This window comes from Streptomyces sp. NPDC001728 (assembly GCF_040297565.1).
Classification (GTDB): domain Bacteria; phylum Actinomycetota; class Actinomycetes; order Streptomycetales; family Streptomycetaceae; genus Streptomyces.
On the sequence record NZ_JBEOZK010000017.1, the window covers coordinates 134401 to 157888 of the forward strand.

Below are 23488 nucleotides of genomic sequence, written 5' to 3' on the forward strand. Positions count from 1 at the left end.
CCCGTGCCGTACGGGCGTCGCCCGAAACCGACCCTCGCCTGGCCCGTACCGAGGCGCCATCACTTCCGGATTGGACCATGACCGACTCACCCAACGCCGCCTTCCGTGACAAGGTCGCCATCATCGGCATCGGCTGCCGTCTCCCCGGACACGCGGGTGACCACCGGGCCTTCTGGCGGAACCTGATCGAGGGGCGGGACTGCCTCGTCCCCACCCCGGCGGACCGGTACGACACCACCACGCTCGGCAGCCGTGACAGGGCCAAGCCGGGCCGGCTCATCGGTGGCCGGGGCGGCTACATCGACGGCTTCGACGAGTTCGACCCCCACTTCTTCGGCATCAGCCCGCGCGAGGCGGAGCACATGGACCCTCAGCAGCGGAAGCTGCTGGAGGTGTCCTGGGAGGCGCTGGAGGACGGCGGACAGAAGCCGGGCGAGCTGGCCGGACGGGACGTCGGGGTGTTCATCGGCGCCTTCACCCTGGACTACAAGATCCTGCAGTTCGCCGACCTCGGCTTCGAGACGCTGGCCGCTCACACCGCCACCGGCACCATGATGACGATGGTGTCGAACCGCATCTCGCACTGCCTCGACCTCCGCGGCCCCAGCCTCTCGATCGACACGGCGTGCAGTTCCTCCCTGGTCGCGGTCCACCTGGCCTGTCAGAGCCTGCTGCGCGGCGAGAGCGAACTGGCCCTGGCCGGAGGCACCCTGCTGCACCTGGCGCCGCAGTACACGATCGCCGAGACCAAGGGCGGCTTCCTCTCCCCCGACGGGCGCTCGCGTGCCTTCGACGCCTCCGCCGACGGCTACGTACGAGCCGAGGGCGTCGGCGTGGTGGCCCTCAAGCGCCTGTCGGACGCCCTGCGCGACGGCGACCCCGTCCACGCGGTGGTGATCGGCAGCGGCGTCAACCAGGACGGGCGCACCAACGGCATCACCGTGCCCAGCGCGGACGCCCAGGCCACGCTGATCCAGCGGGTGTGCGCCGAGGCGGGGGTCGCACCCGGCAGCCTCCAGTACGTCGAGGCGCACGGCACGTCGACGCCCGTCGGCGACCCGATCGAGGCCGAGGCACTCGGCCGGGTGCTGGCGATCGGCCGGGCGCCGGGGGCCCGCTGCTATGTCGGCTCGGTCAAGACCAACATCGGGCACACGGAGTCCGCGGCCGGAGTGGCCGGACTGATCAAGACGGCGCTCGCCCTCCGGCACCGCCGCATCCCGCCGCACCTCAACCTGGAACGCCCCAGCCCCGCCATCGACTTCGGCACACTGCCGTTCGAGATCCCGACCGCGGCGGTCGACTGGCCGGAGCACGAAGGTCCCGCCCGGGCGGGCGTCAACTCCTTCGGCTTCGGCGGCACCAACGCACACGTCCTGCTGGAGGAGGCGCCACCGGTCCGGCAAGGTGAGCGGAGTGCGGCTGGCCAGGCGCCGCCCCTCTCCGTGCTTCCGCTGAGTGCCCGCCACGCGGCCGGGCTCGCGGAACTCGCGGGCGGCATCCGTCGGGAACTCGCCACGGGGGTGTCGCTCACGGACCTCGGGCACACGCTCGCGCACCGCCGCCAGCGGTTCGAGGAGCAGCTGGCGATCGTCCACTCCTCCCGCGAGTCCCTGGACGAGGCGCTGGCCGCCTGCGAGCGCGGTGAGCCGCACCCCCGGGCGGTACGGGGCCGCCGGCGGGACGCCGGGCAGCGGCGGCTGGTCTGGGTGTTCACCGGCATGGGGCCGCAGTGGTGGGGCATGGGACGCCAACTGCTCGACGCGGAGCCGGTCTACCGGGAGGCTGTGGAGCGCTGCGACCGGGAGATCCGCCGCCAGGCAGGCTGGTCGCTGCTCGACGAACTGACCAGGCCCGAGTCGGAGTCCCGGATGGCCGAGACCTGGCTCGCCCAGCCGGCCAACTTCGCCGTCCAGACGGGTCTCGCGGCACTCTGGGAGCACTATGGGGTACGGCCCGACGCGGTGGTGGGACACAGCACCGGCGAGATCGCGGCCTTCCACCAGGCCGGGGTGTACGGGCTGGAGGACGCGGTCCGGGTGGCGCTGGGACGCAGCAGCCTCCAGCACCGGCTCGCCGGCACGGGCGCCATGCTGGCGGCGAACCTGCCCGAGGAGGAGGCCGAACGGCTCGTCCGCCCGTACCGGGACCGGGTGTCGGTGGCCGCCGTCAACAGCCCGGCCTCGGTGACGCTCTCCGGGGACGTGGACACCCTCCGCGAGCTCGCCGACCGGCTGGGGCGGGATCAGGTCTTCACCCGGTTCCTCGACGTCGAAGTGCCTTACCACAGCGTGCGGATGGACCCGATCCGAGACGAGCTGCACGAGGCGCTGGCCGGGATCCAACCGCGGCCGGCGAGGCTACCGCTGTACCTGACGGCCCGGGACGGACGCGCGCTCGGACCCGAACTGGACGCCGCCTACTGGTGGGAGAACGTCCGGCAGCCCGTGCGGTTCCGCTCCGCGATCGACCGGCTCGTCGACGACGGCCACACCCTGTTCCTGGAGCTCGGCCCCCACCCCGTCCTCGGCCACTCGATCCGGGAGTGTCTGGACGCCCGGGCCGCGGACGGGCTGACCCTGCCCTCGATCCGCCGCCGGGAGGACGAACCCGAGCGGTTCGCCCGCTCCCTGGCCGAACTCCACACCCTGGGCGTCGAGGTCGACTGGACGGTGCTCCAGCCCGAGGGGCGGCCCGTGCCGCTGCCCCGCTACCCGTGGCAGCGCGACCGGTACTGGGTCGAGCCCCGTCCGGTGGAGCAGATCCGCCTCGGCCTGCTCGACCACCCCCTGCTCGGCCGCCGTACCGCCTCGCTCCTGCCGACCTGGGAGAGCCGGCTGGACACCGAGCGCCTGCCGTACCTGGCCGACCACCGGATCGAGGGCAGTACGGTCTTCCCGGCCGCCGGTTACCTGGAGATGGCCGCCCAAGCGGTGCGCGCGATGACCGGCGGCGATCTCGCGACCCTGGCCGACGTGGAGTTCTCCCGGGCCCTGTTCCTGCCCGAGGGCGAGTCCGCCACCGTCCAGCTCTCCTTCTCCCCGGAGGGGGCCAGGTTCACCATCGCCTCCCCCGCGGACTCCGGAGCCGGAGCCGCGGACCCCACGGTGCACGCGAGCGGAGTCGTACGCACCGGCCAGCCGTGCCGGGTCGCGGAACCGCTGGACGCCGAGTCCGTCCGAGCCCGCGGTGAGCGCCGTCTCGACAGGGCCGAGTGCTACGGAGAACTGGCGGCGCTCGGCTATCACTACGGCCCGGCCTTCCAGGCCATCGACGAGGTGTGGACCGGGCCCGGCGAGGCGCTGGCCCTGATCCGCCCCACCCCGGAGATCGGCGCCGACGCGGCGGGCTGCCACGCGCATCCGGTGCTGCTTGACGCCTGCTTCCAGACCATGCTGACCGCGCTGTCGCCGGACGGCGGGCGTTCCGGTGGCATCCGCCTGCCCGTCGGGATCGAGGGGGTGCGCCTGGAACCGGTCGGGGACCGGCCGCTGTGGGCACACGCCACCGTCACCGAGGAGAACGGCGAGGAGCTGATCGGCGACCTCGCCCTGTACGCCGAGGACGGAACCCCGCTCGGCAGGATCACCGGCTTCCGCGCGGCGGCGGTGGATCGCGTGGCCTCCGCGGTGAAGCTGAGCACCATCGACGGCTGGCTGGCCGAGGTCGGCTGGGAGGAACTGACGTCGGAGGAGCCCGAACCGGAGGGGTCCGGAGGGGAGGCGCCCGTCGGCCCGTCGGGTACGCGGGCTCCCGACCTGCTGCTGTTCGCCGACGCGGGCGGCCTCGCCGACCGGCTGGCCGATCTGGTGCGGGCCCGTGGCGGGCAGTGCCTGCTCGTACGTCCCGGCCGCGCCTACCGGCCCGGCGAACCGTACGCGACCGTCCGGCCGGACTCGGCCGCCGATCTGCGGAGCCTGTTCGCGGATCTCGACCCGTCCGTCCGGACCGTGGTCCATCTGTGGAACCTCGACCTGCCGGCGCTCGACGCCGTCGCCGCCGGGGATCTCGCCGAGATCGGCACCATCGGCGCCTTCTCACTCGTCCCGCTCGCCCAGGTGCTGCCCGGGGCCCGACCGGACGGACGGCTGCACATCGTCACCCGGGGCACCCAGGCCGTGCGGCCGGGCGATCCGGTGGAGCCGTTCGGCGCATCCGCCTGGGGCATCGGCCGGGTCCTGTGGCAGCAGGAACTCATCTCCCATGCGGGTAAGTTGATCGATCTCGATCCGGCCGCAGGACCGGCCGCGAATCCGTCCGCCCAGTCGGCGGCGGAAGTCGAAGCCCTGCTGCGCGAGCTGGCGGCCGACGACGGCGAGGACGAGATCGCTCTGCGTGGCGCCCGCCGCCACGTCAGCCGGCTGCGTCCGCCCGCCGGTCTCACCCGCCCGCTGCCCCTGCGGCTGCGTACGGACGGCAGCTACCTGGTCACGGGCGCGTTCGGGGCGCTCGGGCGGCTGCTCTGCCGCACCCTGGTGCGGCGCGGGGCCCGGCGCCTGATCCTGCTCGGCCGTACCGCCGTGCCCGAGCGCGGCGCGTGGCACGGGCTCGATCCGCGGAGCCCCGACGGGCAGCGGGTCGCCTTCCTTCGCGAGCTCGAGGCCCTGGGTGCCGAGGTGCTGGTCGCGGCGGTCGACGTGACCGACCAGGAGGCGATGGAACGCTGGCTGGCCGAGCGGAGGAGCGGCGGACTTCCTCCGGTACGGGGCGTGTTCCACCTCGCCGGGCAGGTACGGGACGTCCTGCTGCCGTCGCTGGACCGGGCGGCCTTCGACGCCGGCTACGGGCCGAAGGTGCACGGCGGGTACCTCCTGCACCGGCTGCTGCGGGAGGAGCCGGTGGAGCACTTCGTCCTGTTCGCCTCGGTCGCTTCGCTGCTGACCACGGCCGGCCAGGTCAACTACGCCGCCGGCAACGCCTTCCTGGACGCGCTCGCCCACCACCGTCGCGCGCGGGGCCTGCCCGCGCTCAGCCTGGACTGGGGGCCCTGGGCCACCGGCATGATCGAGGAACTCGGGCTGGTCGCCCACTACCGGGACGCCCGGGGGATGAGCTCGCTCGCCCCGGACACCGGGATGGCGGTCCTGGAGCGGGTGATCGGGCAGGACCGGGCCCAGCTGCTTGTCGCCACCGTGGTGGACTGGCCGGTGTTCCTCTCCTGGTACCCCACGCCGCCGCGGCTGGTATCCGGCCTCGCGTCCGCCGCCGCGCGGGCCACCCCCGCCGGGCAGGGCGGCAGTCTGCTCGACACCTTCCGCGGCTCCGACCCGACGGCTCGCGCGCGGCTGGTCGCCGAGCGCTTCGCCGCGCTGGCCGCGGGCGTGCTCCGGGTGGGGCCTGAGCTGATCGACGCGGACAGCCGGCTCGGCTCGCTCGGTCTCGACTCGCTGCTCGCGATGGAGCTGAGGGCCCGGGTCCACACCGAGCTGGGTGTCTCCCTGCCGGTGGTGGCCCTGCTCAGCAACGGGCCGGTCGGTGAACTGACCGACCGGCTCCTCGAAGGACTGGCCGAGCTGGTGTCGGCCGACGGGGCGCCGCAGGAGACGGCGGTGGAGCTGTTCACCGACGAGCGCTGTCACCCGCTCACCCACAACCAGCAGGCCCTGTGGTTCCTGCGGCAGCTCAACCCGGACGGCTTCGCCTACAACATCGGCGGCGCGGTGGAAGTCCGCGCCGAACTGGACCCGGAGCTGCTGTTCGAGGCGTTCCGCACCCTGATCGGGCGGCACCCGAGCCTGCGGGCGAGCATCACCACCGAGTCGGGCCGGCCCGTGCAGCGCATCCGGAGCGACGTCCGCGCCGACACCGGCCTGTTCGACGTCGAGGGCCGGCCCTGGGAGGAGATCCGCGCGCTGCTGGTCGGGGAGTACCGCAGGCCGTACGACCTGGAGCGCGATCCCCTGGTCCGGCTGCGGCTGTTCCGGCGTGGGCCGGACCGCTGGGTCATCATGAAGGCCGTCCACCACATCGTCTCGGACGCGATCTCCACCTTCACGTTCATCGAGGAGCTGTTCGAGGTCTACCACGGGCTGCGTACGGGCCGGCCCGTGGAGCTCGCCGCGGTGCCGGCCCGCTATCTCGACTTCCTCAACCGGCAGAACCGCTTCCTCGCCGGGCCGGAGGCGCGGCGGATGCTGGACTACTGGCGCGGTCATCTGCCGGAGGAGGTGCCGGTTCTCGACCTGCCCACCGACCGGCCGCGCCCGCCGGTGCAGACCGACAACGGCGCCTCCGAGTTCTTCCGGCTGGACGAGGAGCTGAGCGCCCGGGTGCACGCGCTGGCCCGCGAGCACAACGTCACCGTGTACGTGGTGCTGCTGACCGCGTACTACCTGCTGCTGCACCGGTGGTCGGGGCAGGACGAGATCGTGGTCGGCAGCCCCGTCACCGGCCGTACCGAGGAGGAGTTCGCCTCCGTCTACGGCTACTTCGTCAATCCGCTGCCCCTCCACGTCAGCCTGACCGGCGAGCCGACGGTGCCCGAACTGCTGTCACGGGTGCGTGACACCGTCCTCGGCGGGCTGGACAACCAGGAGTACCCCTTCGTGCTGCTGGTCGAGCAGCTGGGACTGCAGCACGACCCGAGCCGCTCGGCGGTCTTCCAGGCGATGTTCATCCTGCTCACCCACAAGGTGGCCACGGAACGCTTCGGCTATGAACTGAAGTACATCGAACTCCCCGAGGAGGAGGGCCAGTTCGATGTCACCCTGTCCGCCTACGAGGACCGTTCGGACGGCCGCTTCCACTGCGTCCTCAAGTACAACACCGACCTGTTCGACGCGGAGACGGTCCGGCGGATGGCCGGGCACTACCGCAACCTCCTCGACGGGCTCACCCGCGCACCGGCCGAGCGCCCGGCCGGCCGGCTGCCGATGCTCGGCGCCGGGGAACGGGAGCGGATCCTCACGGAGTTCAGCGGCGGCGCCCGGAGGATCGACCACGACGTCCCGGTGCACGAACTGATCGGCAAGATCGCCGCCCAGTACCCGGAGGCGGTCGCCGTGTCCGTGCCCGGCGGGCGGCGTCTGGGCTACCGGGAGCTGGAGCACCGCTCCCGGCGCATGGCGGCCTCGCTGCGCGAACTCGGCGTCGGCGAGGGGACGGTGGTGGCGCTGTGCCTGGCCAAGTCCCCGGAGCTGGTGATCGCCCTGGTGGCGGTGCTCCGGGCCGGTGGCGCGTACCTGCCGCTGGATCCGGACCACCCGGCCGAGCGGCTGGCCGAGCTGATGACCCACGCCGGTGCCCGGCTCGTCGTGACCGATCAGCTCCCGGACGGTGTGTCCCGGCTGCCCGGCAGGCCGGTGACCCTCGACGAGCTGGACCGGCCCGCGGCCGACACCCGGCCGGAGCCCGCCGTGGGCCTCGACCAGGCCGCGTACGTGATCCACACCTCCGGTTCCACCGGCCGCCCCAAGGCCGTCCAGGTCAGCCACCGCAACCTCGCCTCGGTGTTCGCGGCCTGGCAGTCGGAGTACCGGCTGGACACCGAGGCCCGGGTCCACCTGCAGATGGCGGGCGTCTCCTTCGACGTCTTCACCGGAGACGTGGTCCGGGCCCTGTGCTCCGGCGGCACCCTGGTCCTGGTCGACCGCGACCTGCTGTTCGACACCGCGCGGCTGTACCGGACCATGCGGTCCGAGGGCGTCGACTGCGGCGAGTTCGTCCCGTCCGTGGCGCGCGGCCTGCTGGCGTACTGCGAGCGGGAGGGGCTGAGCCTGGACTTCATGAGGCTGCTGATCGTCGGCTCGGACGCGTGGAAGGCGGGCGAACACCAGCGGCTCATCGCCGTCTGCGGTCCGGCGACGCGGGTGGTGAACTCCTACGGTCTCACCGAGGGGACCATCGACAGCGCCTGCTTCGAGGGTCCGGCCGGGCACCTGGAGGCGGGCCGGATGGTGCCGATCGGCCGGCCGCTGCCCAACAGCGAGGTGTACGTCCTCGACCGGCACGGCGAACCCGTACCGCCGGGCGTGGCGGGCGAGTTGTGGATCGGCGGCGCCGGGGTCGCCACCGGGTATCTCGGCGAACCGGAGCGGACGGCCGAACGGTTCGTCACCCTCACCCCGGACCTCGAACCCGTGCGGCTGTACCGGACGGGTGACCTCGGTCACTGGGACACCGACGGTGTGCTGCACCTCCTCGGCCGGGCCGACGGCCAGGTCAAGGTCCGCGGCCACCGGATCGAGACCGGCGAGATCGAGGCCCGGCTGGCCGGCCGCCCCGAGCTCGCCCAGGTGTGCGTCACGGTGCGGCGGGACGAGAGCGGCGAGAACCTGCTGTGTGCCTACTGCGTACCCGCGGAGGGCGCCGGGCTCGACGCACGGGAGCTGCGCCGCCACCTCGCGGAGCAGCTGCCCACATACCTGATCCCCGCGCACTTCACCGAACTGCCGGCCCTGCCGCTCACCGCGAACGGCAAGGTCGACCTCGCCGCGCTTCCGGAACCCCGCGCCGAGGCCGGACCGGACCGGCACGAGCCACCGGTGACGCTCTACGAGCAGCGGATGGCCGCGCACTGGCAGGCCCTGCTCGGGCTCGGACAGCCCGGTCTGCGGGACGACTTCTTCGAGGCGGGCGGCAGCTCGATCAAGCTGATCGAGCTGATCCACCACCTCCGGACCGAGTTCAACGCCGCCGTCCCGGTCGGCCGGCTGTTCCGGACCAGCACCCTGCACGGCATGGCCCGCACCCTGGAGGACGTCGTCACCGGACGGCTCCCCGGCGCCGAGCCGTACCTGTGGTTCAACCCCGGCGTGGACCGGACCGGGACGGTCTTCTGCCTGCCACCGGCGGGTGGCCACGGGCTGGTCTACCGGCAGCTCGCGGCCCTGATCCCCGACCACCGCTTCGCCGCGTTCAACTACCTCTCCGGCACGGACAAGGCCGCCCGCTACGCGGATCTGGCCGAGGAGCTGCACCCGGACGGGCCGTACACCCTGTTCGGCTACTCGCTCGGCGGCAACCTCGCCTTCGAGATCGCCGAGGAGCTGGAGCGGCGGGGCCGGACGGTGAGCACCGTGGTCATCATGGACTCGTACCGGATCACCGAGGCCGTCACCCTCGGAGAGGAGCACCTGTCCGAGTTCGAGCAGGAGCTGGCCGGGCACCTGCACCGGCACACCGGGTCCGAGATCGTCGCCCGGGAGACCCTCGAACAGGCCCGGGAGTACCTCGCCCACTGCGGTGCGCATCCCGCCCTGGGTGTGCTCCGGGCCCCGATCGTGGTGATCTCCGACCAGGACAAGATGCGCCACTTCGCGGCGGGCGAGCCCGGCAGCTGGCACAGCGCCTCCACCGGCGGCTGCACGCTGCTCCAGGGCCACGGGCGGCACGCCGAGATGCTCGACGGCACGTTCCTCGACCGCAACGCCGAGCTGGCCCGCACCCTGCTGGCGGGGGGTGCCCCGCATGGCGGCGCGTGACACCGGCCCCCGGTGGAGCGCCCGGCCCCCCGGCGGACGGCCGCGCGTCATCATCATCGGCGCGGGCATGTCGGGCCTGGCCGCCGGCTGCTACGCGCAGATGAGCGGGCTGGAGAGCCGCGTCTTCGAGAAGCACGTCCTGCCCGGCGGCTGCTGTACCGCCTGGGCCCGGCAGGGCTACCTCTTCGACTACTGCATCGACTGGCTGATCGGCACCGCGCCCGGCACCGGGGCGAACGACGTCTGGCGCGAGCTCGGGGCGCTGGACGGCAAGCGGATCACCTCGTTCGACCAGTTCAACCGGGTCGTCGACGAGCACGGCAGATCCGTCACCTTCTACAACGACCCCGACCGGCTCCAGCGCCACCTGCTGGAGGTCTCGCCCGCCGACGCCCGGCTGATCCGCTCGTTCTGCCGGGACCTCCGGCGCTTCGCCGCCCTCGACCCACGCTGGGAGCTGAAGCCGCCGCCGCTGAAGTCGGCGGCGGAGAAGGCCGGGACGCTGCTCGGCATCCTGCCCGCGTTCCGTCTGTACTGGCGCACCGCGGCCACCCCCATGCGCCGCTTCGCGGACCGCTTCGAGGACCCGCTGCTGCGCCGGGCCTTCCCGAACATGTTCCTGCAGGAACTCACCGGCTTCCCGCTGCTCCCCTACCTCTTCACCATGTCCTGCGCGTACAACGGCAACGCGGGCTTCCCGGAAGGCGGTTCGCTCGGGCTGGCCCGCTCGGTCGAGGAGCGCTACACCGGCCTCGGCGGGCACGTCGGCTACCGCTCCCGGGTGGAACGCATCCTCGTCGAGGATGGGCGCGCCGTCGGCGTACGGCTCCGCGACGGGCAGGAGCACTTCGCCGACCATGTGATCGCCGCCTGCGACGGCCCGACGGTTCTGGACCGGCTGCTTGACGGGCGGTGGACCAGCCCGCGTACCGACCGCCTCTACGGCGAGCTGCTGGACACTCCGGACAACCTGTACCCGGCGGTGGTCTCCGCGTTCGTCGGCCTGGACGGCCCCCTGCCCGCCGGTGAGCCGCACAGCACCACCTACCTGCTCGACGCGGAGCAGGGCGCCGCTCTGCCGGGCAGCCTGCAGCACAGCCTGGTGGTCCAGCAGCGTTCGGGGTACAGCACCGGCTTCGCGCCGGAGGGGAAGTCGGTGCTGCACTGCACCTACTTCACGGACCACCGGTCCTGGCAGGAGCTGCGCGGTGCCGACCGGCGGGCGTACCGGGCACGCAAACAGCAGGTCGTCGACTTCCTCCGCCGGTTCCTGGCCGAACGGCACCCGGGCATCGACGAGCGGATCGAGCTCGTCGACGTGGCCACCCCGGCCACCACGGAGCGCTACACCGGCAACACCTACGGGAGCATCCTGGCGTGGAAGGCGTTCTCCGAGGCCGACGACGTGTCGACCGCGCTGGTCAACCGGGACCGGATGCGGCTGCCGGGCCTGAGCGGATTCTCGATGGCCGGGCAGTGGACCGGCATGGGCGGCCTGATCCGGGCGGCCACCAGCGGGCGGTACGCCGTCCAGTACCTCTGCGCCGAGCTCGGCCAGGAGTTCCGGGCCTGGCCGAGCGAGGGGACCGAACCCTGGCATCCCGGGAAGCTGGGCCGACTGCCGCAACTCGAACCACGACGGACTGCCCGGAAGGCGGAGGTGGCCGAATGACCAGAAGGACCATGCTGATCGTCGGCGGTGGTCTCGGCGGCCTGTCCACCGGCTGCTACGCCCAGATGAACGGTTACCGCAGCAGGGTGCTGGAGATGCACGAGATCCCCGGTGGTTCCTGCACCGCCTGGGACCGGGGCGACTTCACCCTCGACTGCTGCGTCAGCTGGCTGCTCGGCAGCGGCCCCGGCAACGAGATGCACCAGATCTGGCTGGAGCTCGGCGCCCTCCAGGGCAAGCGGATGCGCAACTTCGACGTCTTCAACACCGTGCGCGGCCGGGACGGCCGGGCGGTCCACTTCTACTCCGACCCGGACCGCCTGGAAGCCCATCTGCTCGCCCTCTCGCCCGCCGACGCCCGCCCGATCAGGGACTTCTGCGCCGGGCTGCGCACCTTCCGGCGCGCCCTGGCCCGTTACCCCTTCCTCACCCCGGTCGGGCTGATGGGCCGGCTGGAACGGTGGCGGATGCTGGCCTCGCTCATCCCGTACTTCAACGTGATCCGACGCTCCATCACCGTCCTGATGCGGGACTACTCCCAGCGGTTCCAGGACCCGCTGCTGCGGGAGGCGTTCAACTTCATCCTGTACGAGAGGCACCCCAACTTCCCGGTCCTGCCGTTCTACTTCCAGCTCGCCGCGCACGCCGGCCAGTCCGCCGGCGTGCCCGAGGGCGGCTCGCTCGGCCTGGCCCGTTCGGTCGAGCAGCGCTACCGGGGACTCGGCGGAGAGGTCACGTACAACGCCAAGGTGGTGGAGATCCTGGTCGAGGAGGACCGGGCGGCCGGCGTCCGGCTCAGCGACGGGACCGAGCTCAGGGCCGACATCGTGGTCTCCGCCTGCGACGGCCGCACCACCCTCATGGAGCTGCTCAAGGGCCGGTACCTCACCGACACGTACCGCGAGCTCTACACCAGGACCATCACCGAGCCGGACATGGTCTTCCCCGGCTACCTCACCGTCTTCCTCGGGCTGCGCCGCGCCTTCCCGGAGGGCGAGCCCTGCACCACGCACCTGCTGGACGAGGCCTTCGCGGCCCGGCTCACCGGGATCCGCCACCCCAGCATCAACGTCCAGTTCCGCAGCCGCCACTACCCCGAGCTGTCGCCCCCGGGCACCTCGGTCGTGTACGCCACGTACTTCTGCGACATCGCGCCCTGGCGGGAGCTGAGCACCGGCCCGGAACAGGCCACGCGGCTGCGCCGGGGCGAGGAGCTGCACACCCTGCCGGTCGGCCGTGGGCGCGCGTACCAGCGGGCCAAGCGGCAGGTGCGGGACGCGATCACCGACTTCCTCGAAGAGCGCCACCCGGGCCTGCGGGACGCCATCGCGGTGCGGGACGTCTCGACCCCCCTCACCCAGGTCCGCTACACCGGCAACTACGACGGCACGGTGCTCGGCTGGCAGCCCTTCGTGACGAGCGGCGAGACCGTGGAGCAGGAGGTCAAGCGCCACGGGCCGGGTCTGCCCGGCCTCGCCGACTTCTACCTCTCCGGTGTCTGGGCCACCACCGGCGGCCTGATCAGGGCTGCCGCGTCCGGACGGCACGTCATGCAGTTCGTCTGCCGCGACGACGGCCGGCCGTTCACCGCCACCGTCGACCACAGCGCCCCCCTTCCCGTCCAACTCATCGACCCGGCAGGAGCAACCCCTTGAAGACCGAGAAGTGGATCGTCAGCGAGCACAACGACGGTGTCCCGGACGTGGACCGGATGTACGTGAAGGTGGTGGAGGACCTCGACACCGAGCTGGCCGAGGACGAGATGCTCCTGCGCACCCGGTACGTCTCCGTCGACCCGTACCTCCAGGGCATCGCCCTGGACACGCCGGTCGGCGACCACATGGGCGCCGACTCGGTCATGGAGGTGCTGGCGGCCGGGCCGCGTGCCAGGTTCGCCGTCGGTGACCTGGTCCAGGGCTTCGGTGGCTGGCGGACGCACCTGGTCAGCAACGGTGCCCCCGCGCTGTGGCAGACCGGGACCTTCCCGATGGTCTTCCCCGGCTACCGCCGGCTGGACCCCGCCCACTACGACGACGCGCTGCCGCTGAGCACCGCGCTCGGCGTCCTGGGCGGTGCGGGCATGACCGCCTGGGGCACCCTCAACAGGTTCATGACCATCCGGCCCGACGACACGCTGGTGATCAGCGGCGCGTCCGGCGCGATCGGCACGCTGGTCGGCCAGTTGGCCAAGCGTGCCGGGGCGCGGGTGGTCGGCACCACCGGTTCGCCGGAGAAGGCGGCCCGGCTGACCGCGCTCGGCTTCGACGCGGTGGTCGCCTTCCGGCACGGCGGGGACGCCGCCCAACTGCGCGAGGACCTCGCCAAGGCGGCCCCCGGCGGGGTCGACAAGTACTTCGACAACCTCGGCGGGGTCATCACCGACACCGTGTTCCCCATGCTCAACGTGGACGGCCAGGTCGCGGTCTGCTGGCAGTGGGCCAGCCAGGTCGGCGGCGAGTGGTCCGGTCCGCGCCTGCTGCCGTACATCATGTTCCCCCGCACCACGATCCGGGGGATCTTCGCGCTGGAGTGGTTCACCGACGAGAACTGGGCCGCCCTGCACGCCGACCTCGGCCCGCTGGTCCGCGGCGGGGAGGTCCGCTACCAGCAGACCGTGCACCGGGGCTTCGACAGCATCCCGGCCGCCTACCGCAGCCTGTACACCGACCGGGCCGGGTCCTTCGGCAAGGTGCTGGTCGAGCTGTGAACCGCGGGTACACCCGGTCCTTCACCGAGGGCCCGAGCCCGGCCGACGCACACGCGCCGAGCCTGCCGTACCCCGACGGCTGGTTCGCGGTGGCCTTCTCCTCGGAACTGGTGCCGGGCACCGTGCTGACCCGGCCGCTCCAGGGCGAGGACGTGGTGCTCTACCGGCTGCGGGACGGCGGTGTCCGGGCGGTCCGCCCGTACTGTCCGCACCTGGGGGCCCACCTCGGACTCGGCTCGGTGGAGGGGGACGATCTGCTCTGCCCCTTCCACCGCTTCGCCTTCGGCCCCGACGGCTCCTGTGTGCGTACCGGGTACGGCACGCCACCGCCGCCGTCGTCCGACCTGACGCTGCTGCCGGTGTGCGAGGTCAACGACGCCGTCTTCGTCTGGCGGCACCATGACGGGCGGTCACCGGACTGGGAGCTCCCGGCCTGGCACACCCTCGGCTCGCGGGCCCCCCGTCTCGCCACGTGGGAGATGGCGGGCCACAGCCAGGACGTGGTCGAGAACGCGGTGGACACCGGGCATTTCACCCCCCTGCACGGCTGGGGCGAGTCCGAGGTCGCCGAGCCCGCCGCGTTCGAGGGACGGAGCTTCCGGGTGTCGGTCCGCTCCCGCGAGCGGGTGCCGCTGCTGGGCGAGAGCCCTCTGGAGGTGACGTTGGAGGGTTGCGGCATCAGCCGCGTCCACGTGTGCACCGCCCTCCCGAGGTTCGGGGTGCGCACCTGTGCCATGTACGCGGCCACGATGATCACGCCTGCGGTGTTCCAGCTCCGGCAGGCGAGTTGGCTCGACCTGGCCGAGCCTGGCGCGCTTCCGGCGCCGGTGGCCCGCTGGCTGAGCCGCTCGGCGGCGCGCCTTCTGGCCGGGGTGATGTTCCGGGGAAACTGCGAGTTCGTCGCCCAGGACTTCCCGGTGTGGGCGACCAAGCGCTACCAGTCCCCGCCCCGGCTGGCCCGGGGCGACGGTCCGATCGGCCCGTTCCGGCACTGGGCCCGCCAGTTCTATCCGGCGGACCCGCTGCGGGCACACGTGCCGTCGTCGGTCCGCCCGGCGGAGGGGAGCAGGACGACCTGAGGGGTGATCGGGCGCGTCGGCGAAGGCGGTCGGGGCCCGGACCAGTGAGCTGGTCGTCAGGGTGGTCGCGGCGACGGTGACCGCCGGCCGGGCGTCCACCACCTCGGGGCGCTCCGGCCCCGGCGGGCGGCGAGTCCTACCGAGCCCGCCCCAGCCGCTCCCGCAGGCCCGGCAGGAACCGCCGGATCTGCCGGTCCTCGACGTCGTCGTACGCCGTGCGATGGAAGTCGACGGCTTCCGATGTCAGCTCCCAGCCCTTCGTTTCCGCCGCGCGGGGAAGCTTGGTGCCGAGGAGGAACTCCTCGTCCCGGGTCCAGTAGTGGTGGACGCGCATGCCGCCGCGCCCGGGGGCCGGGTCGGCCGGAACGGTGACGTAGGCGCTGCCGGGCAGCAGCTCGCAGCGGTGAATCCCCGCCTGGGCGACCCGGTGCGGTTTGACGATCGACTTCCCAGGATTCGGGCGTGCCGCCATGCGCCGGCACATGCGCTCGGTGAGCAGTTCCCCGGTACCCAGCCGCCGCACGCCCGATGTTCCGAACATGCGCCATTCCACGTGCACCGCTCCCGCCTCCTCGTGGTCCGCGAGGAATTCGATGACGGTGGGGGCGACGGTCGGTACGAGGAACTCGTCGACGTCGACGAGGGCCAGCCAGCGCACGGCTCCGCGGAGTTCCCTGCACAGCCCGCCCAGGACCACGTGCTGGTACTGGTTCCACCGGCGCCCCGCGTACGTCGGCGGGCACGGCTTCTCGATGACCTGGACGACGCCTTCGTCGACGTACGGCTTCACCACGTCCCGGTAGTCGTCGTCGCTGCGGTCGTCGACGAGGAAGAAGCGCTGAACGCCCATCAGCCGGTGGAACTCGATCCACTCCCTCAGGAACCTGGCTTCGTTCCGGAAGGTACATCCGATGGCGAGGTCCAGCGGAAAGCGCCGTTCGGGTGTCACACCCTCGTCTGGACCCCCATTTCGTTGACTGTGATTCAGGTCACTGCTAGGAAGGCTTTCCCTCAACATAGTCCCCTTCGTCACACCTTGACGTGACAAGTCAGGAGTACACCATGTGTGAGAACACCGACATGACTCAGCCACGCAAAGAGATCGTGGTGGAGGTGTTCGAAGGAGCCGACACGCCGCGAGTGGAGCTGAACGACGGCGACCGGGTCGCCATCGAGCTCCGCCGCCGCACCGGGCAGACCGACACCTCGGATGCGGCCGGCGAGGGCGACGCCGGCGACGAGAAGGCGCCGGAACCCGAGGAGGTCATGTCCATCTCCCTCCAGACCGTCGACATCGAGCTGGACAACCAGAGCTTCGGCATGATCACGGCCTGCACGGGATGCGCGTCCAACATCGGCGGGCCGAGTTGCTGAGCGACGCCGCTCGGGACTGATTCCCATGGACACGGAGAAGCGAGGGCTGGCCACCGTCCTCGGCAGCCCGGACGTCGCCTCCTTCCTCCGCACGAGCTGGGAGCGCGAAGCGCTGCTGCTCCGCGGGGCCGCCGCTCCGCTGGTCGGGCGGCTGTTCACGATCGAGGACTTCGAACGGCTGGCCTGCGGCGGAGGCGCCGATCTCAGCGTCGTGCGGGAAGGCCGGGCACGGCCGGTCGTCCCCCACCACTCCGACCGGTCTCCGGGGCGGGACGTCCTGACCGCCTACCGCTCCGGCGCCACGCTGCTGCTCTCCCTCCTGGCCCGCCGCTGCTCCCCGGTCGGCGAGCTGTGCCGCGGCATCGAGCTCGACCTGCTGGAGCTCGGCGTGCTCCCCGCCGAACCGGTGAGTGCCAACGCGTACCTCACTCCGCCGCGCGCACAGGGCTTCGATCGCCACCACGACGACCATGCGGTGCTCGTCGTCCAACTGCACGGCACCAAGCGGTGGGAGGTCTTCGCGCCCGGGTCGCGGCGCTCGGAAACGCTCGTCTCCGCGACATTGGAGCCGGGCGACGTCCTGTATGTCCCCCAGGACTTCCCCCACGTCGCACACACGACCGACGAGGCGTCGCTGCACCTCACGCTCGGCCTGCACACGCTGTCCTGGGCGGACGCCATGGCGGACATGCTGCGCGACCACGAGCCGTTCCGCCGCTCGGTCACCGGACCCACGGCCCTCGGTCCGGCGCTGCCCGACCTCCCGGACCTCGACGTCCCCGCCTTTCTGCGGGAACGCCGCGTACGGTGCGTCGTCGGACTCGATCCGCTGCCCGGTGGGCAGCTGGTGGCGGGCAGCGCAGCCACCGCGATCGCGCCGGACACCGTCGTGCGCAGAGTGCCACTGATGCCCAGCGAATCCGACAGCGACCGCGGGCTCGCGCGACTGACCTTCCCCGGCGGCACCCTGCGTCTCGACGGGCGGCTCCAGCCCGTCGTCGACCACGTATCGAAGGCGGAGTCCTTCACACCGAGCGAGCTGCCACGGGTCGGTCAGCACTACGACGCCGTCGAGCTGACCCGGATCCTCGTGCTGCACAACCTCTTCCGGCCGGTCGACAACACCGCCGGACCGGCATCGCCCGTGCTCACCGAGGCCCCTGCGGGAGGCCCGGACGCGGCCTCGGCTCCGGCCGCCGCGCCCACCCGGGCGGAAGATCCCGTCCTTCGGACCCGCGACCTGACCCTGGTCCGTGGCGGCGGCCCTTCGGCCGGCCATCACCTGGGCTGGATGCGCCTGCGGGAACGCCTCACCGCCACCGACTGCGACGACCTCGTCGCCGCCTGCCGCGATCTCCCGCTGACGGCACCGACCACCGTGGACGAGGCCGGGCATCCCGGCCACCGGCGAGCGGAGACCCGGCACGTACCGAAGGGGCCACGTACCGACTGGATCTACCGACTGGTCGATTCCGTGGCGCGGGAGGCCGCACGGACCGCCTACGGGTTCGATCTGTCAGGCATCACGCGCGCTCCGCAGTACGTCGAGTACCTCCCCGGCAACGGGCACTTCCACCGGCACAACGACTACAGCCACGACCAGGCCGACTCCCCCCGGAAGATCACCGTGATCGTCCAGCTGTCCGACGCCTCCTCGTACGAGGGCGGGGAATTGGAGATGTTCGGCGTCGACACCGAGGAACTGCCGCGCGAACGCGGCTCGGTGCTGGTCTTCCCGTCCCTGATCGACCACCGCGTCGCACCGGTCACCAAGGGGCTGCGTCGCGCTCTGGTGGCCTGGGTCGCGGGCCCCCGGCTGCGGTGATCCCGAGATCACCGCTCCGGCCGCCCTCCGTTCTCCGTTCCCTCCCCCATCCGGCCCCCGAGGAGCCACGATGAGCAGCAAGCAGACCCTGGTGACCCTTCGCGCCTGGCAGGGGGGACCCGCACTCTCGGGACCCGAGGACACACAGCCGTTCCCGCGGTTCGGCGCGCCGGACCGGGCTCCGTACGGCGCCGTCGGTCTGACGGACCCCCCGTCGCCCACCGTCGCCGCCCCCGCCCGGTACCCCGACCGCCGGTCCGCCGACGGCTCCCGCGCGGTCTACGACCTGCCCACGAAGGAGCCGGTCCCGTTCGTCTCCTCGCTCGCCCATCACCAGGTCGACGGCGCCCACCTCTGGATCGCCGTGGAGGACGGCAAGCTGCTGGTCGCCGACGACGTCGACCACGCGCTGCTCACTCTCCTCGTCGCCGGCACGACGCCCGCCGACGCCGCCCTCGAGCTGCACCGGTCCCACGGGCTCGCCCCGGACGCGGCGACGCAGGCGATGGCCAAGCTCGTCGCGCGGGTCGCACACGCCGGGATGGTGCGCGGGATCCGCGGCCACCACTCGGTCAAGCAGGTACGGCCGCACGTGTTCGCCCGCTTCCATCTGACCAACCGCTGCCAGCTCGAGTGCGTGCACTGCTACACCGGCTCCGGCCCGTTGCTGCCCAAGGACGGCGAACTGACCACCGAACGCTGGATCAGGCTGGTGGAGGACTTCGCGGCGAACGGCGGCGAGAAGCTGCTCCTCACCGGCGGCGAGGCGCTGCTGCACGAGGGCTGCATCCCGGTGATGCGGCGAAGCCACGAACTCGGGCTCGAGGTCACGCTGTTCTCCAACGGCATGGCCGTGCCCAAGCACCTCGGCGACATCGTGCGCTACGCCGACATCGTGCAGATCAGCGTGGACGGGCCCACCGCCGAGTCCCACGACGCGATCCGCGGCCCGCACTCCTTCCGCCGGGCCGTGCGCGCCATCCGTCTCCTGCTCGACGCCGGAGTGCAGACGCGGGTCAGCACGACCGTCATGGCCGCCAACTGGGCAGCTGTGAAAGCGGGACTCCCGGGCTTCACCGAGCAGTGGCGCGACACCGACCTGCGGTTCCGGATCAGCTACGGCGCCATGGCGCACGGCCGGGGTACGGACCTCGACCACGACCTGGACACCGACGAGGTGCGGGCGTGGGTGGACGCGCTGCTCGGCGAGCTGCGCGAGGAGGACGACAAGGTCCACGGGTCCAACATGGTGCAGAAGATCAGCGGTTGCGGATACGCCGAGCAGCTCGTGGTCGCCCCCGACGGGCTCGTGTACCCCTGCCACCTGATGTCCGGTGCGCTCGGCCACGTCGACCAGCTGCCGCTCGGCGACATCACGACGTACCTGGGGCGCACGGCCGCGGCCTTCGGGGTCGACAACCGGGAGGGCTGCCGCTCCTGCGACCTGCGCAACCTGTGCGGCGGGACCTGCCGCGTGGAGGACGAGAAGCACACCGGCAGCAGACTGGTGACCACCTGCACGCCCGAGGAGAAGCAGCGCAGGCGGCGCTTCCTCGTCCAGCGCTACCGGCCGATCCCCCACCCCGCGCCGCCGGCCGGTTCCGAGCCGGGGCGGGAGGACGCGTGACGCTCGCCGAACTGCTCCGCCCGACGGACGCGGCGGCCTTCGTCGACTCGGTACGGAGTCGGGAGCCGCGCCTGTTCCCCGGCGGCGCCTCGAGTGCCCCGCCGCTCGACATGGACGGCTTCGAGGCCATGCTCGGTGCCCTGCACCACGCGCACGAGGGCGTGCTGCACCTGGCCCGCGGCGGAGACCGGCGCCCCTTGCCGCCGACGCTCGTCGACGCGGACGGCATGCTCGACCTGCGACAGGTCCGGCGGTTGTTCGAGGACGGCGAGACGCTCTATCTGACCAAGGCGCACCGGCTCTCGCCGGCTCTCGCCGACCTGTGCCGCGGCATCGAACTCGACCTGGCCGAGCATGGCGTCGCGCTCCGCGCGCCGGCCGGTGCCCATGTGTTCGCCACACCGGCCGCGGCGCAGGGGTTCGCGCCGCACCGCGACGACCACGGGAGCCTGGTCGTGCAGCTCGACGGGCACAAGATCTGGCGGGTGGAGGAGGGCAACGGCCCGCAGCAGCCGTGCGGGGTCCCGGCGCGGGAGTGGGCGCGGATCCCGCAGCGGGAGTTCGCGCTGGAGCCGGGGGACGTACTGTACGTGCCCGAGTACCGCGGGCACGCGGCCCGGACCGGGACCGCGTCGTCCCTGCACCTGACGATCAGGCTCTTCCCGCTGCGCTGGCGGGACGTCCTCGACGAGGTCGTGGCGGGCCTGCCCGGTCTGGACGCGCCGGTCCCGCATGCCCGAACGGCCGACGCCGACGCGCTCGCCGCCGGGCTGGCCGATCTGCTCGGCTCCCCGGGCATCCGTACGGCGCTGCCGGGCATGCTCGGCGGGCTGTCCGCCCGGCGCGCCGCCCGCCGGGCGGTCCTCGCGGACGGCGGGCTCGGCGAGCGCGGCGGCCTGGAGGGGATCGGCGAGAAGACGTGGCTGGTGCGCGCACGGGGCACGGACTGCCGCGTGACCGCGGACGACGTCTCCGCGACGATCCACTTCCCGGGCGGCGCGGTCCGCGGCCCGGTCGGTGTGCTGGCCGCGTTCGAGCACGTGGCCGGGGCGCGCGTGCTGCGTGCCGTCGACCTGCCCGGCGCCCTCGCCCCGCGCGCCGCGGTCGATGTCGTCCGGAAGCTCGTGTCCGAGGGGCTGCTTCGCCGCTCGCGACCGGGCGAGATCGATGGGCTCGTACGGTGAGCACACGGCCGGTCGTGTTCCTGGGGCCTTCGATGCCTCTCGCCGAGGCCCGGCTGCTCCTCGATGCCGACTACCGCCGACCGGTCCGGCGCGGCGACCTCGACGCGTTCCCCTCCGGGCAGGTCGTCGGGATCGTCGACGGCGTCTTCGAGCAGTCCCTCGCCGTCAGCCCGGCAGAGGTGCGCCGGGCCGTCGACCGGGGCGTCGTCGTGTACGGCGGCGGCAGCATGGGCGCGTTGCGCGCGGCCGAGGTTCCCGGTGTCATCGGCATCGGGCTGGTCCACGCCTGGTACCGCGACGGCGTCGTCAGCCGCGACGACGAGGTCGCGCTGCTGTTCGACGCGGAGACCGCCGCTCCTCTGACCGTGCCCATGGTGAACGTCCGCTACGCGGTCGACCGACTGCACCGCGGCGGCACCATCGACCGCCCCACCGCCGACCGTCTGCTCGCGGCCGCGCTGGAGCTGCCGTACAAGGCGCGCACCCACCGCCGCGTCGTCCGCTCCGCCGGGCTGCTCGATCGCGCCGACGGCGACGACCTCGTCGCCATGCTGGCGGGGCACGACCTCAAGCACCGGGATGCCCAGTCGGTCCTTGAGGCGGTGGGTGCGGCCCGGGTGGCGCCCGTGTCCGGTGAGGGGCCCCGCGCGAACGTGGGGCGCCCGGTCGCCGAGCCCGCCGCCACCGGTACGGCTCTGATCTGGGAGAGCGGCGACCGGGTCGACGACGACGAACTGTTCGCCTTCCTCACGTACACGGGGCGGCTCGAACCGCTGGGCCGTGCCGCCCATCCCGTACCGCCCGAGCTGCTGCCGGCGGTCGACGCCGAGGCCGCCCGGGCCACGTTCCGGTCCGCCGTGCGCCGCTGGGGGTGGCTGAGCACGGAGGAGGCCCGGGTCACGCTCGCGGACCTCGGCATCGACCTGTCGACCCTCAACCGCCGTGCCGAGGCCGAGGCCGTGGCCGATGCCGGGCTGACGGCGTGGGCCAGGGTCGATCGCGAGGTGTTCCGGCGATCGGTGCGCGCCGCACTGTTCCTGCACGACGCCTCGCTCAAGCGGGAGGTGATGCGGTGCGGTGCGCTGCGCCTGTTCGCCGGGCAGGATCCCCGCCCGGCGGGAGCCGAGGAACTCGCCGAGGCGTGGCAGGTGCTCTGCAAGGCGAACCTGGCCGTCGACCGGGAGGCCCTGCGGCAGCGGTGGGCGCGGTGGGGGCACGACGACCGCGCCGCCCAGGACGCCTTCGCCGAGGGGCTCGCGCGGGCTCGGCGCAACGTCCGGACACTGGCCGCGACGATGGCCGGCGGGGCCCTGCCCGCCGCCGCCCGCCCGGTACCGCACCCTGTCCTGCGGCTGCGCGGTCGGCCGAAGCCTCCGGGGGAGCGACGCTTCTGCACCTCTCTGAGGCAGGCGCGCGACCACGCGGAGAGGCTGGCGAAGACCATCGGGATCACCCGGATCGGGATGGTCGGCGAGCTCGGGGACATCGGCGGCGTTCAGATCGCGCAGGCCGCCCGGCCCGACGGCCGCTGGTCCAGCACGTACGGAAGCGGCAAGGGGCTCACCGAGGACGGTGCGTACGTCGGCAGCGTCATGGAGGAATTGGAGAAGTGGGCGCAGGAACGCTGGGTGCCGCGCGCCGACGACCTCGTCGAGGGCAGCTACCGCGAGCTGGGCGGCGAAGCCGTCGACCCGGCGGGACTGGCCTTGCCGTACGACAGCGGGTACACCCCCGAGCTGCCGCTGACCTGGGTGCGCTGCCCGGACCTCCTCACCGCCGGGACGGTCCTCGTCCCGCTCGACCTGCTGCGGCTCGAACGCGGCCGGGGCGATGTCTGCTTCAGTCCGCGCGGGGCACGGAAGGTCATCGCGACCAACGGTCTGGGGTCGGGATTCTCCCTCGAGGAGGCGTTGCTGCACGGGCTGTGCGAGTACGTGGAGCGCCATGCCCAGCGCCTCGCGGAGGTCGCCCTGGTGAACCCCGGTGGGACGGGGGCGCCGCCGTTCCGGTTCGTGGACCCCGACACCGCTCCGGACCGGGCGCGCGAGGCTGCGGAGCGGCTGCGCCGGGCCGGGCACGTGGTCCGGGTCCTCGACATCACGTCCGAGGTCAAGGTCCCCACGTTCATGGTGACGGTGTGGCGCGGCCTGGACCGTGCGGAGGGCTACGGCACCCATCCTGATCCCGGGACGGCGGTCGAGATGGCCCTGCTGGAGGCCGCCCAGTCGATCGCCTGCTCGGTGGCGGGAGGTCGCGAGGACCTCACGATCAGGGCCCGCAGCCTCGGTCGGCACGAACGGCCGCGTCCCATCGCGCACGAGGACGCCTGGTTCTGGCTCGACCCGGACATCATCACGGCCCCGCTCCCACGAGGGTTCACCGGTGACGACGTGCTCGACGACCTGCGGTGGACTCTGCGGCGGGTGGCCGACGCCGGTGTCGCCCACGTTCCCGTGCTCGACCTGTCCCGCCCGGAGAGCGCGCCCGGCCACGTCGTGCGGGTGATCGTCCCCGGTCTGGAGAGCAACAATCCGTTTGCGACCGGAGAGCGCGCCCGGCTGACGCTCCTGCGCGACCTGCTGCCCCGCTGGTCCTGAA

General features: G+C 72.7%; 11 protein-coding genes. 10 read left to right on the forward strand and 1 reads right to left on the reverse strand.

Annotation, left to right across the window (positions count from 1 at the left end; genetic code table 11):
• Window positions 1-77 precede the first annotated feature (77 nt).
• The 5 genes from ABT154_RS24245 to ABT154_RS24265 are packed head-to-tail and all read left to right on the forward strand — an operon-like array spanning window position 78 to window position 14880.
• A complete protein-coding gene (locus ABT154_RS24245; protein ID WP_351858952.1) occupies window positions 78-9422 on the forward strand; it encodes a non-ribosomal peptide synthetase/type I polyketide synthase in 9345 nt (3114 codons plus the stop codon).
• Window positions 9409-11094, forward strand: coding sequence for a phytoene desaturase family protein (locus tag ABT154_RS24250; RefSeq protein ID WP_351858953.1), 1686 nt, complete (start codon window positions 9409-9411; stop codon window positions 11092-11094). The genes ABT154_RS24245 and ABT154_RS24250 overlap by 14 nt, the downstream gene beginning before the upstream one ends.
• Window positions 11095-11105: 11 nt before the next feature.
• Complete coding sequence (locus tag ABT154_RS24255; protein ID WP_351858999.1) at window positions 11106-12749, forward strand: phytoene desaturase family protein; 1644 nt, start codon at window positions 11106-11108, stop codon at window positions 12747-12749.
• Window positions 12746-13801 carry an MDR family NADP-dependent oxidoreductase gene (locus ABT154_RS24260; RefSeq protein WP_351858954.1) on the forward strand — a complete coding sequence of 352 codons (1056 nt, stop codon included), beginning with the start codon at window positions 12746-12748 and terminating at the stop codon, window positions 13799-13801. Before ABT154_RS24255 ends, ABT154_RS24260 begins: the two co-directional genes overlap by 4 nt.
• On the forward strand, window positions 13798-14880 hold the full coding sequence (locus ABT154_RS24265) for a Rieske 2Fe-2S domain-containing protein (protein ID WP_351858956.1): 1083 nt from the start codon (window positions 13798-13800) through the stop codon (window positions 14878-14880). Before ABT154_RS24260 ends, ABT154_RS24265 begins: the two co-directional genes overlap by 4 nt.
• Before the next feature lie 136 nt (window positions 14881-15016).
• On the opposite strand, the gene ABT154_RS24270 is transcribed toward ABT154_RS24265, so the two are convergent.
• Window positions 15017-15898: a glycosyltransferase family 92 protein gene (locus ABT154_RS24270; RefSeq protein ID WP_351858958.1), complete on the reverse strand. Its 882-nt coding sequence runs from the start codon at window positions 15896-15898 to the stop codon at window positions 15017-15019.
• A gap of 62 nt (window positions 15899-15960) precedes the next feature.
• Between ABT154_RS24270 and ABT154_RS24275 the strand changes: the two genes are divergently transcribed.
• From ABT154_RS24275 to ABT154_RS24295, 5 genes are all read left to right on the forward strand, one after another.
• A complete protein-coding gene (locus tag ABT154_RS24275; protein WP_351858960.1) occupies window positions 15961-16254 on the forward strand; it encodes a hypothetical protein in 294 nt (97 codons plus the stop codon).
• A 25-nt stretch (window positions 16255-16279) separates the two neighbouring features.
• A complete protein-coding gene (locus ABT154_RS24280; RefSeq protein ID WP_351858962.1) occupies window positions 16280-18079 on the forward strand; it encodes a JmjC domain-containing protein in 1800 nt (599 codons plus the stop codon).
• Window positions 18080-18149: 70 nt separating this feature from the next.
• The gene (locus ABT154_RS24285) at window positions 18150-19706 is read left to right on the forward strand and encodes a radical SAM/SPASM domain-containing protein (RefSeq protein WP_351858963.1); all 1557 of its coding nucleotides are present in this window, start codon (window positions 18150-18152) and stop codon (window positions 19704-19706) included.
• The gene (locus ABT154_RS24290; RefSeq protein WP_351858965.1) at window positions 19703-20890 is read left to right on the forward strand and encodes a JmjC domain-containing protein; all 1188 of its coding nucleotides are present in this window, start codon (window positions 19703-19705) and stop codon (window positions 20888-20890) included. The genes ABT154_RS24285 and ABT154_RS24290 overlap by 4 nt, the downstream gene beginning before the upstream one ends.
• Before the next feature lie 32 nt (window positions 20891-20922).
• A complete protein-coding gene (locus ABT154_RS24295) occupies window positions 20923-23487 on the forward strand; it encodes a YcaO-like family protein (RefSeq protein ID WP_351858967.1) in 2565 nt (854 codons plus the stop codon).
• Window position 23488: the final 1 nt, after the last annotated feature.

Excerpts from the sequence above, each read along its gene's own strand:
- ABT154_RS24255 (WP_351858999.1), top strand. The coding sequence starts at position 11,106 with ATGCTGATCGTCGGCGGTGGTCTCGGCGGCCTGTCCACCGGCTGCTAC.
- ABT154_RS24275 (WP_351858960.1), top strand. The coding sequence starts at position 15,961 with ATGACTCAGCCACGCAAAGAGATCGTGGTGGAGGTGTTCGAAGGAGCC.
- ABT154_RS24280 (WP_351858962.1), top strand. The coding sequence starts at position 16,280 with ATGGACACGGAGAAGCGAGGGCTGGCCACCGTCCTCGGCAGCCCGGAC.
- ABT154_RS24270 (WP_351858958.1), bottom strand. The coding sequence starts at position 15,898 with ATGTTGAGGGAAAGCCTTCCTAGCAGTGACCTGAATCACAGTCAACGA.
- ABT154_RS24250 (WP_351858953.1), top strand. The coding sequence starts at position 9,409 with ATGGCGGCGCGTGACACCGGCCCCCGGTGGAGCGCCCGGCCCCCCGGC.
- ABT154_RS24245 (WP_351858952.1), top strand. The coding sequence starts at position 78 with ATGACCGACTCACCCAACGCCGCCTTCCGTGACAAGGTCGCCATCATC.
- ABT154_RS24295 (WP_351858967.1), top strand. The coding sequence starts at position 20,923 with ATGCCTCTCGCCGAGGCCCGGCTGCTCCTCGATGCCGACTACCGCCGA.
- ABT154_RS24285 (WP_351858963.1), top strand. The coding sequence starts at position 18,150 with ATGAGCAGCAAGCAGACCCTGGTGACCCTTCGCGCCTGGCAGGGGGGA.